The 15,930-nt window shown below is 34.1% G+C and carries 15 protein-coding genes; 4 read left to right on the forward strand and 11 right to left on the reverse strand.

Annotated features, from left to right (window positions below):
• Positions 1-71 precede the first annotated feature (71 nt).
• Both BMY56_RS03575 and BMY56_RS03580 read right to left on the reverse strand, forming a co-directional pair.
• A complete protein-coding gene (locus BMY56_RS03575; protein ID WP_027067037.1) occupies positions 72-263 on the reverse strand; it encodes a cold-shock protein in 192 nt (63 codons plus the stop codon).
• Positions 264-407: 144 nt separating this feature from the next.
• Entirely contained in the window at positions 408-1,718 is a 1,311-nt protein-coding gene (locus tag BMY56_RS03580; RefSeq protein ID WP_091619941.1) for a prolyl oligopeptidase family serine peptidase, read from the reverse strand.
• 150 nt (positions 1,719-1,868) lie between these two features.
• Between BMY56_RS03580 and BMY56_RS18465 the strand changes: the two genes are divergently transcribed.
• Together BMY56_RS18465 and BMY56_RS03585 are read left to right on the forward strand one after the other, a co-directional pair.
• On the forward strand, positions 1,869-2,036 hold the full coding sequence (locus BMY56_RS18465) for a Lacal_2735 family protein (RefSeq protein WP_143057774.1): 168 nt from the start codon (positions 1,869-1,871) through the stop codon (positions 2,034-2,036).
• Between the two features lie 73 nt (positions 2,037-2,109).
• Positions 2,110-2,967: a hypothetical protein gene (locus tag BMY56_RS03585; RefSeq protein WP_091619944.1), complete on the forward strand. Its 858-nt coding sequence runs from the start codon at positions 2,110-2,112 to the stop codon at positions 2,965-2,967.
• Here the strand turns inward: BMY56_RS03585 and BMY56_RS03590 are convergent.
• The 7 genes from BMY56_RS03590 to BMY56_RS03620 all read right to left on the reverse strand — a co-directional run bounded on the left by BMY56_RS03590 (position 2,964) and on the right by BMY56_RS03620 (position 9,190).
• Positions 2,964-3,812, reverse strand: coding sequence for an aminotransferase class IV (locus BMY56_RS03590; protein ID WP_091619946.1), 849 nt, complete (start codon positions 3,810-3,812; stop codon positions 2,964-2,966). The two genes, BMY56_RS03585 and BMY56_RS03590, sit on opposite strands and share 4 nt — an antisense overlap.
• A 3-nt stretch (positions 3,813-3,815) precedes the next feature.
• Positions 3,816-4,715 (reverse strand): sugar phosphate isomerase/epimerase family protein, encoded by a 900-nt coding sequence (locus BMY56_RS03595; RefSeq protein WP_218144544.1) that lies wholly within the window; start codon positions 4,713-4,715, stop codon positions 3,816-3,818.
• Positions 4,716-4,840: 125 nt separating this feature from the next.
• Complete coding sequence (locus BMY56_RS03600) at positions 4,841-6,031, reverse strand: PQQ-dependent sugar dehydrogenase (protein WP_091620081.1); 1,191 nt, start codon at positions 6,029-6,031, stop codon at positions 4,841-4,843.
• 84 nt (positions 6,032-6,115) lie between these two features.
• Positions 6,116-6,616: a pyridoxamine 5'-phosphate oxidase family protein gene (locus BMY56_RS03605; protein ID WP_091619949.1), complete on the reverse strand. Its 501-nt coding sequence runs from the start codon at positions 6,614-6,616 to the stop codon at positions 6,116-6,118.
• Positions 6,617-6,765: 149 nt separating this feature from the next.
• Positions 6,766-7,395: an SDR family oxidoreductase gene (locus BMY56_RS03610; protein WP_091619952.1), complete on the reverse strand. Its 630-nt coding sequence runs from the start codon at positions 7,393-7,395 to the stop codon at positions 6,766-6,768.
• Between the two features lie 203 nt (positions 7,396-7,598).
• Positions 7,599-8,015 (reverse strand): OsmC family protein, encoded by a 417-nt coding sequence (locus BMY56_RS03615; RefSeq protein ID WP_091619955.1) that lies wholly within the window; start codon positions 8,013-8,015, stop codon positions 7,599-7,601.
• Between the two features lie 65 nt (positions 8,016-8,080).
• Complete coding sequence (locus tag BMY56_RS03620) at positions 8,081-9,190, reverse strand: alkene reductase (RefSeq protein WP_091619957.1); 1,110 nt, start codon at positions 9,188-9,190, stop codon at positions 8,081-8,083.
• Positions 9,191-9,420: 230 nt separating this feature from the next.
• Here BMY56_RS03620 and BMY56_RS03625 point away from each other — a divergent pair, with 230 nt between their 5' ends.
• Positions 9,421-11,673, forward strand: coding sequence for a TonB-dependent receptor (locus tag BMY56_RS03625; protein ID WP_245737128.1), 2,253 nt, complete (start codon positions 9,421-9,423; stop codon positions 11,671-11,673).
• A gap of 119 nt (positions 11,674-11,792) precedes the next feature.
• Entirely contained in the window at positions 11,793-13,970 is a 2,178-nt protein-coding gene (locus tag BMY56_RS03630) for a DUF5916 domain-containing protein (RefSeq protein ID WP_091619963.1), read from the forward strand.
• 4 nt (positions 13,971-13,974) lie between these two features.
• Here the strand turns inward: BMY56_RS03630 and BMY56_RS03635 are convergent, their stop codons facing one another.
• Together BMY56_RS03635 and BMY56_RS18570 are read right to left on the reverse strand one after the other, a co-directional pair.
• On the reverse strand, positions 13,975-15,222 hold the full coding sequence (locus BMY56_RS03635; RefSeq protein WP_091619965.1) for an NAD(P)/FAD-dependent oxidoreductase: 1,248 nt from the start codon (positions 15,220-15,222) through the stop codon (positions 13,975-13,977).
• Between the two features lie 42 nt (positions 15,223-15,264).
• On the reverse strand, positions 15,265-15,930 hold a 666-nt coding region (locus BMY56_RS18570), incomplete at its 5' end, for a hypothetical protein (RefSeq protein ID WP_091619968.1).

Here is a 15,930-nt window from a genome sequence, read left to right on the forward strand (position 1 = left end):
CTTGAAAATGAGTAATAAAAAAACCCTTCACTGTGGAAGGGCTTTTTTCTTAAACTTGAAAGTATATATGTTTAGATAACTTTTACGTTCACTGCGTTTAATCCTTTGTTACCTTCTTTTAGTTCGAATTCAACTTCATCGCCTTCACGAATTTCGTCGATTAAACCTGAAATGTGCACAAAGTGGTCTTTTTCAACACCTTCTTCAGTGATAAAACCGAAACCTTTTGTGTCGTTGAAAAATTTTACTGTTCCTTTACTCATTGTAATGTAATTTAATTTATAATACTATTTAGTAGGCAAAGATGACGCCAAAACTTGACAAACAAAGCATTAAGTGCATTTAAATACATTTTTTGGCAAACATTTAAGAGTTTTTACCCTTTTGAAGATAAATGCATGGGGGTTTTACCTCTTTTGAGCAGCTAACCACTCCATAATTGTAACTCCTCTACCATTTAGTAGAACAGGTTTTTTGTTAAAATCAAAATTAGCATCGTTTGCATGAGAATATATCCAAGACCAATGTCCTGGGAAATAATAATCCTTTCCACCATAAAAACCGGTTAAATCAACGACATGTTCATAAAAAGAAAAATGTACATTAGGTGCACCAGCAGCAATTAACCTATTATATAAGGGCACTACAGTCTCTTCTGGTACTGTCGTAGTATCATCTTTGGAATGAATGAACCATATCGGCACATTTTTAATTCGTTCTATTTGTTCATCGGTTATGTATTGATTTTGATACGCCAAGGCACTAATATATCCCGCTGCAAAATATTTGGGATGTTCTAGTATTAATTTGAGACTCATATAGCCACCATTTGAACAACCACCTATATAAATTCTATCAGCATCTATTTTTGGATGTTTTGCTACATAACTTTCAATTAAGTCAAACAAAGCCTTGTTATAAATATCATCGGTATCTCCCCTAGTATAATCTCCAGATTCGCTTTGCATCCAAAAAGTAGGTGTTTGTGGCGCCAAAACATAAGCTCCACCAAAATAGGATTGTATTTCATCGGTAGCGTAATTGGTGGCTTTATTTGCAATTAAGGCAATGCTAGGGTCAGTGCCACCTTCACCACCACCGTGTAACCAAATAATTAGTGGTTTTTTAGTTGGTGTGCCTTCAGGCTCAAAAGAACCATAAGATAAAGTTGTTCCATCACTTGTATAGGTTCCTTTTAAATCAAACCGATCTAAATCTGAATATATGCGGTCAGCTTCAGTATCCCAAATCTTTGATGTTGGAGTATGTGTTATATTCATGCTATAATCAATCCATTGATTACTACCTCTACCCTCTTTAAAAACATATTTGATAGGTGAATCTAGTGGATTATTAGGGTGTACTAATAATACTAAGGTAACATGATTACCTTCAATTAGTCTATTTCCCTTCTCATCGGATATATAAGCAAATAAGACTTCTCTGCCCCCTTGTGCTTCTGACGGTTGCATTTCTACACCTTCTTTACTACGCATAACGGCAACCTTAAAATCGGATGCATTTACCTCGGTTACAACATCGGCCATTGGAATTACAACTTTTTTAACCATTGGGCCCCAATCATACCCTTCAATAATAAGGACATAATTTCCTTCTATATAACTAGATTCTTGTGAAACATTAGCAACGGCAGCATTTATTGGTAATTGCTGTAATGTTAGTAGGATTAAGAGTAATGGTAGTATCGTTTTTTTCATGATATAAAAAATTTAAAGAGATGGTAGTAAGGTACTAGTTTTTACTATAAAATCAAGACTATTAAAATTCATATTCTAATCACAGTTGTTATTTTTTTAATTAAAATGGATTCTAAAATCTTATAAAGTGGTAACTTGAAAATAAAAACTATGTTCGGTCTATTTAAAAAGAAATCACAAAAGGAAAAGCTACAAGAACAATACGAAAAATTGCTAAAGGAATCTTATGAATGGTCTACTCAAAATCGTTCAAAAAGTGATGATAAGGCTGCGGAAGCAGATAAGATTTTGAAACAAATAGAAGCTATGGACAAGTAAGTTAGCTACCTATTATCATATCCATATGTTGGAAAACATTTATTTGATATTTTAGTACTACCAATAAAAGAGCATGTTCGAAATATATATATTAAAAGGTTTTTTTCAAAAATTCAAGGCTATAACAGTTATAGGTATATTGCTGTTAGACATAACTATATACGCTCAAAAAACTGATTTTAATATGTCTAATGATTTATTATTGGTTCAGTTAGACTGTAAAACCGATATTGATGATTTACATACAGCTGCTGGTTTAGCTACACTTTTGCATCATCCAGATTATAAAGATTTGAACTATTTCGCTATTGCAGGCACTTATGGTATACAAGAAGGATTATATGTACCCCCCAATGAATTAATGAAATTGGCTTTCGGTAAAAATTGGGCAGATGCTCATAATAAAAGAGATAAATCGATAAAACAGGTTGTTAAAAAGGTTGAAAAAACGATTAAAAGCGGTAGTTCTGTATGGGTTGCTGAAGCAGGTCAATCTGATTTTACTGCAGATTGGGTACAGATATTAGTGGAAGAGAATCCGTCTTTGAATGTAAAAGAAAAAATTCATGTGGTTCAGCATAGCGATTGGAATGAATCGGTTACTGAACCAGTCAAGCTTAAATATGCCCAATCAGTTACTGATTATCACAAAATAGCTGATGGCAATGCAGTTGGTAATGGTACACCTGGCTTAAAATCTGATGGAATCGTAAATTGGGACAGCAAATTGAACGATAATCATTTAACACTAATATGGAATACTGCTATGCGATTAGGAAATCAGTATAACGGAAAAGATGGTAGATATTTAAATGAAAGTGTAGCCGAAGGAGGATTGGATTTTTCTGATTTATCTGAAGTTTGCTACATATTAAACCTTATGAGTATTAAAGACACAGATGAGTTTTTTACTTATTTTAAGGTGGATTAATTAAGCGATTTAATCTTCAAAAAGGCCTCTTGCAATTTTTTAGTTACTGAACCTTTTTTATTGTCTTCATAAAGGATATGATTATCTATTTGTTCAATAGATGCGATTTGGGTACTAGTGCCTGTTAGGAATGCTTCGTCTATCTCAGAAATATCATTTACTGAGACTGGGGTTTCTCGAATCTCTATATGGAGAGATTTACAAAGTTCAAAAACTACTTGTCTAGTTATACCATCTAAAATTAGCTCATTGGCTGGATGAGTTAAAACAATTCCGTTTTTCACAAAGAACACATTACAATGAGAAGCTTCGGTGAAAAAACCATCTCGATGTAAAATAGTTTCGAAACATTGATGCTGCATAGCCTCTTCATTCAGCATAACATTACCTAAAAGTGACGTCATCTTAATATCGCAACGAGACCATCTAAAATCTTCTCTTGTTATAACTTTTGCATTGACAGAATTAATATTAGGTAAAACTTTAGGCACGGCATACATCATTATTGTAGGTACTATATCTGATGGATACGAATGTTGTCTAGGTGCGACACCACGCGTTATTTGAATATATAGAAGACAATCCTTACCAGTTAATTCGGCAACACTTAATAGTTTTTCTATTTCAATTAGTAGGTTACTTGTATCAAAAGCGATATTTATCTTATTTAACCCTTCTTGCAAGCGATTTAAGTGAGCTTTTTCATAGAAGAATTTCCCGTCAATTTGTACCATAACTTCATAGATACCATCACCAAAAATAAAACCACGGTCAAAAACTGAGATTTTAGCATCTTCAGGAGGTACTATGTTACCATTTAAATAAACCTTATCCGGGTACTTCATAGCTTATAAATACCTTTGAAGATTCTTTTTAAAATATTCAGCACTATCGGTAATACTCTTCATTGAATTCTCGGCAAAATTACCACCCTGCTCAATATAATAGTATTGCAAATCTTCTTTCTCGATTGTAGATAATAAAGTCTTATAATCGATAGATCCATTACCCATTTCAGAATAATCTCGGGTAACTTTGTCCATGTCTTTTATATGCCACATAACAAAACGCCCAGGGTTATCAGCAATTAACTCACTCGGACTTTTTTTAGAAGAATGTTTAACCCAATACATATCCATTTGTAATTTCACCAAGCTGGGGTCAGTACCTGCTAGAATAATATCATAGCCTTGTTCTCCATTGTGGTCAGTAAATTCAAAATCATGATTATGATACGCAAATTCTAGTCCGGCATTGGTCACCTGTTCCCCTATTTTGTTCAGTTTATCGGTTAATATTTTGAAATTTTCAATATCACGAAATTCTGGCGCTAACCATGGCCATGTAATATAATTGCTATCGATATTATGAGATCCTTTAATACATTGATCAACATAGCGCTCAAGATTTTCCATAGGTTCATTAAATCGACTTGAAAAATCATAATGTCCGCTTGAAATGGTAAAATCTAAATCAATCAAGTTCTTTTTAAATTCCTTTGATTTAATTCCGTAATACGTATCATTTTCTCCATCATAACCATAAATTTCTCCATCTTCATACCCTAAGCTTCTAGCATATTTAATGCTCTCTATTGGATCTTTAGCCATGGCATCACGTATAGTGAATAACTGTAAACCCATTTTAAATCGAGAATCTAGAGGTAACACCGACAAGGGTAACATTGAACTTACAGAAAGTACACCGGTCTGTTTTAGAAACGTTCTACGCGTAGTTGAATTAAACATGATTCTTAGAGATTGAATTGATATTTATGAATTATAAATATACGGTTTGGAAACTGAACTAATGTGTTTACAAAATAAAAAAGCAGCTCTTTCGGGCTGCTTTTAGATGCTGTTATATTATTTTATTAGTTGCTTGTAAGTTCAGTGCCATCATAGGAAACACGATAAATAGCATCACCATAATCATCTGAAATTAGCATCGACCCATCTTTCAACCATAAGATATCAACCGGTCTACCTGAAGCTTCTTGTGTCGATTCATTTAACCAACCATCAATAAAAGGTTCGTAATCTATAATTTCCCCATCCTTTATATCTGCCATCATAATTCTATAGCCAACCTTCTTACTTCTGTTCCAAGAACCATGCTCAGCAATAAATGCTTTGCCTTGATAGTTTGGTGGAAACATATCAGCGGTGTAAAATTTAATAGCCAAAGGTGCTACGTGAGCTCCCAATTGTAAGGCAGGAGAAACAAAATCTGAACACGGATGTTCTTCACCAAACTCGGGGTCTTTTACTATACCACCATGGCAGAAAGGATATCCAAAATGCTGTCCAGCTTCAGTAATATGGTTTAACTCGCAAGGTGGTATATCATCGCCTAGCATATCACGACCATTATCCGTAAACCACATATCACCAGTTTCTGGGTGCCATGTAAAGCCTACAGAGTTTCTGATACCCCTAGCATAAATTTCACGATTGCTTCCGTCTGGGTCCATTCTAGAAATTGTAGCGAAACGTTCGTCTTCATTTGTACGATTACATATATTACAAGGTGCACCAACAGGTACATACAATTTATCGTCAGGTCCGAAGGCAATATATTTCCATCCATGGTGAAACTCCGTTGGAAAATCATCATAAATCAACTCCTTGTTAAGCGAACCGCCCAATTGTTCTTCTATATTAGGATATTTCCATAAACTACCCACTTGGGCGACATATAAGTCACCATTTCTCATAGCAATTCCGTTAGGCACTTCCATCGTATCTAATACCATCACATTATCAGCCTTAAAATCACCATCAGTATCTTGAATGGCATAAACCGTGTTTTCTGTTCGGGTACCTACAAATAAGGTTCCATTATCTCCCATAGCCATTGAGCGTGCACCATCTACTCCCCTAGCATAGACTTCAATTTTAAATCCTTCAGGAAGTTCAAGCTCCAATAAGGCTAAATCTGTACTGTCCATGGGTACATCATCTACCACATTTTCAGCATCCTTACTCTTTTGATTTTCTTTACAGGATATTATGGAAATGACCAAGGCGAATACTATGGACAATTTTAGCAATGAACTTTTCATATTTAATAGATTTAATTTTAAACGAAGATACATAAGAAAGGGTAGTTATAAAACTACCTAAAAAGTGTGAGAATTATTAAAAGCTTAAACTGAAAGCTCACCTTGTTCCCCAAGATCAACTTTCTTCCCTGTTATTGCCCCAATACCCATTTTTAGCAAACTTACTAACATAGTATTCTTAGTGTCCCAATAATGAGCATCTTTCGGAATCACTTTGATAGCTGTAATGTTCGGGTCCTCTTTACCCTCAAACCAATTATCATCACTTTTTTGATACAAATTTTCGATAATACCTTTATCATTTACAATTTCTGCTTTCCCATAAAGATTCATAAATTCCATGCTCATAGCTTTTGAGTAAAACAAATGAACATCATTGCTTTTATGAATGTTGGCATTATGCTCGCTATTTCTATTACTTAAAAACCAAATTTGCCCCAAATCATCCACTTTTTTGGTACTCATTGGTATCGCATGAATGGGTAAACTAGACAAATTTGTTGCCAACATTGTAAAGTCTATTGACTCTGCCAATTCCTTTATTTTGTTCTGCGCTTCTTTATTGAATAAGTTCTTAGTTGCCATGTTTTTTTTAATCTAAAATAGATACAATCAGGTAATTATAAATATTCTTAGTCTTTTGTTATTACTTCAAAAAAAAGTAATGTTAGCCCAAATAAAAAGACCCTGATTAAAGGGGCCTTTCATAAAATGTAATCAATATTAAAACTTATTTATGCAATTTCATCCATTGCTTTTCCAATGAGGGTATCACCTTGAATGATTTCAAAAGTTTGATTTATTGCAGCATCATCATGAAGTGAACGCACCAAGGTCTGAGCAACATCATCTCGAGTAATAGCTCCTTGTTGGCCCAACTTAGACTTAAGTTCAATTTTTCCTGTTCCTGCATCGTTTGTTAAAGATCCTGGGCGAACAATAGCATAATTCAAATCTGATGATTTTAAATACTCATCTGCATTTTGTTTCGCCTCTAAATAGTCCTGTAAATCTTCTGAAGCTTTAGGGTTGTCAGCACCCATGGAACTTAGCATTACAAATTTTTTAATATTTGCTTTTTTAGAAGCATCAATTAAATTTTTAGCGCCCTCTTGATCAACAGCTATTACTTTTTTACCACCTGATCCAGCTGCAAAAATCACCTTATCTATATTTGCTACAGTATGGGATACATCTTTTTCAAGGTCACCTAAAACTGTAGTTATATTATCTTTTTTAAACTGTTCTTTTTGCTCCTCTTTACGAACCATTGCTACTGGATTAAAGTATTGAGATGCTTTTAATAAATTAACTATTTTTTTCCCTGTGGTACCATTCGCACCAGCTACTAATACATTTTCCATAGTCTTCTTGTTTTATTACAAGTTCTTAATAAAGTGTGTATTTACTTACTTCGTATACGTGAATTATTAACGCGAAACCATTACAGTTTAAATCACATCAATTGGTTGCCAGATTACTATTTATAATCGTCTTAAAACGAATATAAAACTAAAAAGCTGCCTATTCAGGCAGCTTTTCCAATATAAAAAGTCTTCATTGAAATTTACAAAAGACTAGCATTCAATACGATTTTAGCATTCAATAATTTTGAAACTGGACAAACTTCTTTTGCTTTATTAGCAATTTTATTGAATTCATCAGCCTTAATGTTTGGCACATCTCCTTTTAAATCTAGAGTCACTTTTACGATTTCTCCATCCTTAAATTCAACCTTAGCATCTACATCTAAAGTTGTTGGCGTAAAACCTGCTTCACCAAGTAAAAAACTAAGTTGCATTGAAAAACAACCAGCATGTGCTGCACCGATTAACTCCTCTGGGTTTGTACCTTTTCCATCTTCAAATCTTGTATTAAAAGAATATTGAGCATCTTGTAAAACGGTACTCTCGGTTGACATTGTTCCTTTACCGTCTTTTCCACTACCCTTCCATTGTGCTTTCGCGCTTCTTGTAAAATTCATATGTTTCTTATTTAAAATTAATAGTTAATAACCTGCCTAATAGTTATTTAATTACGCTTCTTTTTTTAAGCATGTTTGGCTTTCTCTTTAAAAGTCGGATAATCAATATATCCTTCTTTACCAGGTGTATAAAATGTATCATTATCCCACTCTGCCAATTCATAATTATGTTCAAATCGCTCTACTAAATCAGGATTTGAGATAAACAATTTACCGAATGCTACTAAATCGGCATCACCTTCTTCAATAACTTTATTACCAGATTTTTGGTCAAATCCGCCATTTATCATCAATGTACCATTATATAAGGGTCTGAAGTGTTTTGCAATATGCTTTACAGCAAAAGAGATTTCCGATACATCTGTAAAAGGTTCAGATAAGTGAACATAAGCTAAGTTATAGTCATTTAACTTTTTAATGATGTACTCAAATGTAGGTATCGTTTCCTCATCCATAGTCATACCAAAAAGACCATTTAAAGAAGGATTAAAACGAGCTCCTATTTTTTCTTGAGGAATAACTTCTTTCATGGCATCTAAAACTTCAAAAAAGAATCGAGTTCTATTTTCTATACTGCCACCATATTCATCTGTTCTCGTGTTTGAAGTACCATTGAAAAATTGATGAAACAAATAGCCATTAGATGAATGTATTTCAACTCCGTCAAATCCTGCTTCTACAGCATTCTTTGCTGCATTTACAAAATCTTCAATCGTTTGCTTGATATCCTCCTTTGTCATTGCTTTAGGAGTTACTGTATCTTTAAACCCCTCAGGAGTATATGATTGTGCATTAGGATTAATGGCTGAGGGAGCTAATGGTAATTCCCCATTATGAAAATCAGGATGAGACATTCTCCCTACATGCCATAATTGAATGAAAATTTTCCCATCCTCATTATGTACAGCTTCAGTAACTTTTTTCCATCCTTCAACTTGCGCCTTTGAATAAATACCTGGTGTATTTACATAACCAACCGCATCTTTAGATACTTGCGAACCTTCTGTAATTATTAATCCTGCCGAAGCTCTTTGCTTATAATATTCAACGTGCAATTCATCAACCGGTTTATTCTCAGCATTCGCGGCACGACTTCGAGTCATCGGAGCCATAACGATACGGTTTTTTAATTGTAGATTTTTATGAAACGGAGTTAACAATGCTTGTTTGCTCATATATTGTAGAAATAAATTGTTTTAATTTCATTACAAAGTTCATATAATTAATGCTCAATAATTAACTCATCTCGTTAAAACATTGTTATAAATGCAAAAGGGAGTTATATAATAATTTACTTATCATGTATTAAAGCTGATAATTAAGTTAATTTTTAATATTTCTAAAACCTTCAGCAGTTTTTACCGTAAGTACAGCTAAAGACATTCTATATTTTAAAATATTTATTATGAACTATAGCTGCATGTGGGCACTAAAGCTGTTAACAGGATTTGCCTTTTTTTTCTGCATTAAAACAATCAATGCTCAAAACCTAAAGGGAATTTTAACAGATGAAGAACAAGTTCCATTAGAAAACGTTGGTATTTTTAATCAAACTTCTGGGCAACATAGTCACACCAATTTGTCGGGAGTTTTTTCATTACCCGTTACTCAGGTTAATGATTCAATATACTTTTCCAATTTGGGTTTTAAAACCTTTGTTTTAGTTGTTGAAGAAAAGCACCTCACAAATGGAATAAAAATTTCATTACAAGAATCTAGTATCAATTTAGACCAAGTTGTGGTAGTTTCTAAAGTAGACGCTATGAGCAGAATCGTTAATGTAGATGTTCAGAAAGACCCTGTCAAATCATCTCAAGAAATTCTACGTAAAGTTCCTGGACTTTTAATAGGTCAACATGCAGGTGGCGGTAAAGCAGAACAAATATTCTTAAGAGGTTTTGATATTGACCATGGTACAGATATAGCTATAAGTGTCGATGGTATGCCAGTAAATATGGTTTCGCATGCACATGGACAAGGTTATGCAGATTTACACTTTGTTATTCCAGAAACTATAGACAATATAAATTTTGGTAAAGGTCCATATTATGCTGACAAAGGTGATTTTAATACCGCTGGTTATGTTGACCTTCAATTAAAGAAATCAATTGATAAAAGCATGATTTCATACGAAACAGGCCAGTTCAACACCAATAGGTTTGTTGGTTTATTCAATGTTTTTGAAACTGCAAAAAGTGATGCCTATATAGCGTCTGAAGTATACCTTACAGACGGACCTTTTCAATCTTCCCAGAATTTTAATCGTATCAACCTATTAGGACGCTATCATTATAAAGACATAGGTAAAGAGGAATTAACTATTACAGCTTCACATTTTCAAAGCAACTGGGATGCATCTGGTCAAATTCCACAACGCGCGGTAAACCAAAATATCATCGGTCGTTTTGGAGCTATTGACGATACTGAAGGAGGCGAAACAAGCAGAACTAATCTAATGCTTAACCATACCTCATTTTTAGGTCAAGATCAGTTCTTGAAAACAAGGGCATTTATTAGTACATATGATTTTGAACTATTCTCGAACTTTACATTCTTTTTGGACGACCCCAAAAACGGAGATCAAATTCGACAGTACGAAAACAGAACGGTTTTTGGTGCTGAAACTGTTTTTGAACAAATTGATATAAATGTTGGTATAGATGACCGCTTTAAATATTCAAGTGGTGTTGGTTTTAGAAATGACAATAGTGATGATGTTTCACTCGCACATACAGTGAACAGAAAAACAGTATTAGAACAATACGCCCTTGGTGATATAGATGAAACCAATATTTTCACCTTTATTAATGCGGAATATAAAACAGGAAATTTTACGTTTAATCCTTCTGTTCGATTAGACTATTTTAAGTTTGATTATGAAGACAAATTATCTGCAAATTACGATATCAAAAGTGAAAGTAAATCCATAATAAGTCCCAAATTAAATACATTATTCGCTGTAAACAGAAACTGGCAATTGTTTCTAAAAACTGGTATCGGGTTTCATTCTAATGACGCAAGAGTCGTAACGGCAAATGATGGTCAAGATATTTTGCCAAAAGCTTATGGTATTGATTTCGGTACCATAATAAAACCAGTAGATAAAATGGTTTTAAATGCTACCCTTTGGAGTTTATTTTTAGACCAAGAATTTGTATACGTAGGCGATGCTGGTATTGTAGAGCCAAGTGGCAAAACTAGAAGATTAGGTCTTGAACTAGGTGTTCGGTACCAAGTTTGGGATTGGTTATATCTTACTACTGATGTCAATTATACCTACGGTAGAAGTACTGAAGAACTTGATGGTCAAGATTACATTCCGTTAGCTCCAGATTTTACGGCTGTAGGTGGTCTAGCATTTACAGATATTGGTAATTTTTCGGGAGGTTTAAATTGTAGATACCTTGGTGATAGGGCTGCAAATGAAGATTATAGCATTACCGCTGAGGGATATTTTGTAACTGATTTCAATCTAAATTATAAGTATGAAAATTGGACGGTTGGAGTAATTGTTGAAAATATTTTTGACACCCAATGGAATGAAACTCAATTTGCAACGGAAAGTAGATTGTTCAATGAGACAGCCTCAGTTGAAGAAATTCATTTTACACCTGGTACACCTTTCTATATAAGAGGTAAAATCTCTGTACAGTTTTAGAGAATTGTAATGTTTCAATTGCTATTGAAATAGTATTAATTTATTCTTTTGATTAAAGTTTAGACAATGATTGGTAACAATTTATTTTTTAAGTAAGTTGTGCCTATCAATCAAGAACAATGAAGTTTTCTGTGCTGTTTTACATTTTTACTTTTCTATTTATAGTAAAAGTAAATTCTCAAAAAAAGAATCAAGATTATAAATTACATATTCACAAAGCTACCAGTTCAATTATAATAGACGGCATTGGTGATGACGAGGCTTGGAGCATGGCTGAAGAAGCGAATGATTTTTTTATGGTGCTGCCTATGGATAATCGAAAAGCTACTGAGCCTACGACCATAAAAATGACCTATGATGATGATAACTTATACCTCTTAGCTACCTTTTACAATGCGACAAAAGCCAACTATTTTGTAGAGTCTTTACGGCGCGATTTTTCATTTGGTAAAAATGATAACTTCCTACTTTTTCTAGACCCTTTCAATAATCAAACAACAGGCTTTTCATTTGGTTCGAATGCATACGGAGCGCAATGGGATGGTACCATGTATGATGGCTCAAAAATAGACTTGAATTGGGATAGCAAATGGATATCTAAAGTTACCCGTGATGACGAAAAATGGATTTTTGAAATGGCAGTACCTTTTAAATCCATTAGATATGAAGAGGGCGTAAAAGAATGGGGAATAAATTTTAGCCGTTTAGATTTAAAATCGAGCGAAAAATCTAGTTGGACACCTATTCCTCGTCAATTTCCAACCGCTTCCCTTGCGTATTCAGGTACTTTGGTATGGGACGCCCCACCACCAGCTCCTGGAACTAATTTCTCTATTATTCCATATGTACTAGGCGATATAAAACAAAATCAGGAAGTAGATGGAGATGTTAAAACTAACGGAAAAATTGGAGGGGATGTAAAGTTTAGTCTTACCTCTTCCTTGAATCTTGATTTAACCGTAAATCCCGATTTTTCGCAAGTAGAAGTAGATCGCCAAGTAACAAATCTCGATCGTTTCGAATTGTTTTTCCCTGAGCGTAGACAGTTTTTTTTAGAGAACGGCGATTTGTTCGCCAATTTTGGATATGAGACCATTCGGCCTTTCTTCTCTAGAAGAATTGGCTTAAATGTACCTATTCAAGCTGGTGCGCGAATAAGTGGTAACCTTAATGATAAATGGCGTTTGGGGGTTATGGATATGCAAACAGCACCAATTGAAGAATCTGGGCAGCCAAGTCAAAACTTTGCCGTAATGTCACTTCAGCGAAAAATATTTGGACGCAGTAGCATTGGTATGATGTTCGTAAATAAACAATCTATTAACTACCCACAAGAAAATGATTCTTTAACTGATATCTATTCTAAATACAATAGAAACCTTGGGGTAGAATACAATTTGGCTTCTGCCAATAACGCTTGGAACGGAAAGGCATTTTTGTTAAAATCTTTTGCACCTACCGACGATGATAGTGGCTTTACTCAAGGTGCCCATTTGGCATATACCAGTCGTAAATGGAATTTGCGTTTACAAGAAGAATGGGTAAGTAATGATTATTCTGCAGAAGTTGGTTTTGTTCGAAGAAGAGGCTATAAAAATCTATCAGGAAAAGCAGGCCATTTATTTTTTCCGAAAGCGGGACCGATACTTAGCCATGGACCAGAATTAAATGGATTTTATTATTTTAACGAACAATTAAAAGAAACTGATCATACCGCTTATTTAGCTTATAAACTTGATTTTAGAAAACGTAGTAGTTTACTATTCTTTTTATCGGATGATTACGTAGAATTACTTTCTCCTTTCGACCCTAGCGGGCTTGGTATTTCGAATTTAGCAACAGGTACTAAACACAACTGGAATTCCTTTGGTTGGGAATATCTTTCCAAGCCTCAAAGTTTAATAACCTACGCCCTAGAAGGTCGATTAGGAGGTTATTATCAAGATGGTAGTAGAACTAGTTTAACCGGTGAAGTTGGTTATAGATTTCAACCTTATGTAAGTTTAAAAGCTAATCTTAACTACAATCATATTAATTTACCTGCACCATGGAATACGAATGAATTTTGGTTGATAGGTGCCGAGGCAGATATCACGTTGACCAATAAACTCTTTTTTGCCAACCTGCTGCAGTATAATGAACAAAGCAATAATTTTAATATCAATTCGCGGTTTCAATGGCGCTACAGTCCCGCTTCTGATTTGTTTATTGTCTATACCAACAATTATTTCATAGAACCCTACCAAAGTCGTAACTGGGGACTAACATTAAAATTCACCTATTGGTTGAATAATTGATATGCTAAGATTTTTCTATTGTATGAATTACACCAATAGCGGCCATTTCACCAGAAATCATTGCAGCATTCAAAGAACCATTTAGTAAATAATCGCCTGCTAAAAATATATGCTCTGTAAGTCTCGTTTCAGAAGGCATTAATGAATACCGAAGATTATTCAATTTTGGTAAAGCCATTTTAATAGGATAATGTTTTAAGTAGCGTTCAGTAGTAATACCGCAGAATGTTTTTAAATCCTCTTTTACTTTCTGTATGAGTTCGTACTCACTTAACTCATGTTCTTTTACTACAGTAACGGATAGAATTTCTTCAGACCCTCTGCGTTCGGTATCAATAGACGTATGATAAAAGATATTATTGATTAGTGCTTCTTTATCTGAAATTAAACCGATTAATGGTTTTTCGATTTTCCTTATTTTACAAGTGAAGTATAAGGTATCAGATGAATACCAGTCTAGTTGTTGCTTACGTAAATTAGGCACTAATGGAGAGGCATCTGTGGCAATAATGGTATAATCAGGTGTGATTTTTCTGCCATCTACAAATATGATTTCTGTATTTGTAATTGTATCCACTTCAGTATTAAATTCAAATTTAGTGCGTTGAAGTTTATTAATTAATTGTTTTGGGATTGCTTCCATACCGGCTTTAGGTACTACTGCATTTCCTGTCCCGAACATTTTATATACAAATTGAAACATTCTCGAAGAGGTTTCTAAATTGGGTTCTAAAAATATACCCGAAAAAAAAGGTCTAAAAAACTGTTCTATAATTTGTTCTGAGAATCCTGAAAATTTTAAGAAAGTAAGCGTCGTAGTTTCTTCTTCATTAAAAATCTCCTCTAGGGTTTTCTTCTTAACAGTAGTGTTTAATTTAAATATTTTGAGTTTATCGGAAAAACTACCAATGGTAGAAAACAATGTGGGAAATAAAAGTTGCAAACTTCGTAAAGGATCACCAAGAATTGAACTTTTACCCTGTTTAAATATTTGTGCACCTGGTAAAAACTCTTGAAGTTCTAAAGCATTATAATCAAGATATTCTTGTGCCTTGGGGTAAGCATCCAAAAGCACTTGAAATCCGTGGTCTAATTGATAGCCATCAACGATATCCGTTTTTACTCGGCCTCCTGCCCTATCGCTTTTTTCGTAAATAGTGGGCGAATACCCATCTTTCTCAAGCCTTAAAGCAGCGATAAGTCCGCTTATTCCAGCTCCAATTATTGCAATTTCAGTAGTCTTCTTTTCCATTCGCATAAAAATAGGAAAAGTAGTTGGCTTATTTTTAGAAATTTATTCTGCAGGATTTATAGTTACTTCTGATACTGAAAAATTACCAGAACCGTCTTTAGATACAACCTTTATGGTATAATTAGTATCATCTATATATCCAATTCCGCTTATTGATGTATTTACAAAGTCTATTTCTTCTAAAATAACAGTTTCGTTTTCTGATATAATTACATCAAAAGTCAAATCATCACCATCTTCATCGGTACCTATCCAACTTACATTAAGAAATTTAGTTATGGTTTCGAACTCAGTTGAAATTTCTGCAGCGTATGGTGCATAATTACCTTCTGAAAGTCCAGGTGTAGTAAATGAATAGGTATCGCTTACGGTACTACCAGATTCATTCTTAGAAGTCACGGTCCATGTATACGTTTTACCTCTATCCAAAGTAACTAAAGCTTCTTGAACACCTACTGTAGTTATTGCAGCTTGCCCGTTACCTAATAAAACTTTCAGTTCATAGTTAACGGCATTTTGAGCGGTATTCCATTTAAATAAAATGGAAACTTTGGTGTCATCATTTGGTATTGGTTGAAATTCAGAGCATGGTTCACCATTAGCTGGTAAAGTACCTGTTGCTTTGGTAGGAAGTGGCTTGTCTATCTGTTTTTCTGTCTCTGCAGGAGTGCTTTTATCGCAAGAATTTAGGAATACAAAAACTAAGGC

It is taken from the genome of Maribacter orientalis (genome assembly GCF_900109345.1).
In the GTDB taxonomy this organism is placed as follows: Bacteria; Bacteroidota; Bacteroidia; order Flavobacteriales; family Flavobacteriaceae; genus Maribacter; species Maribacter orientalis.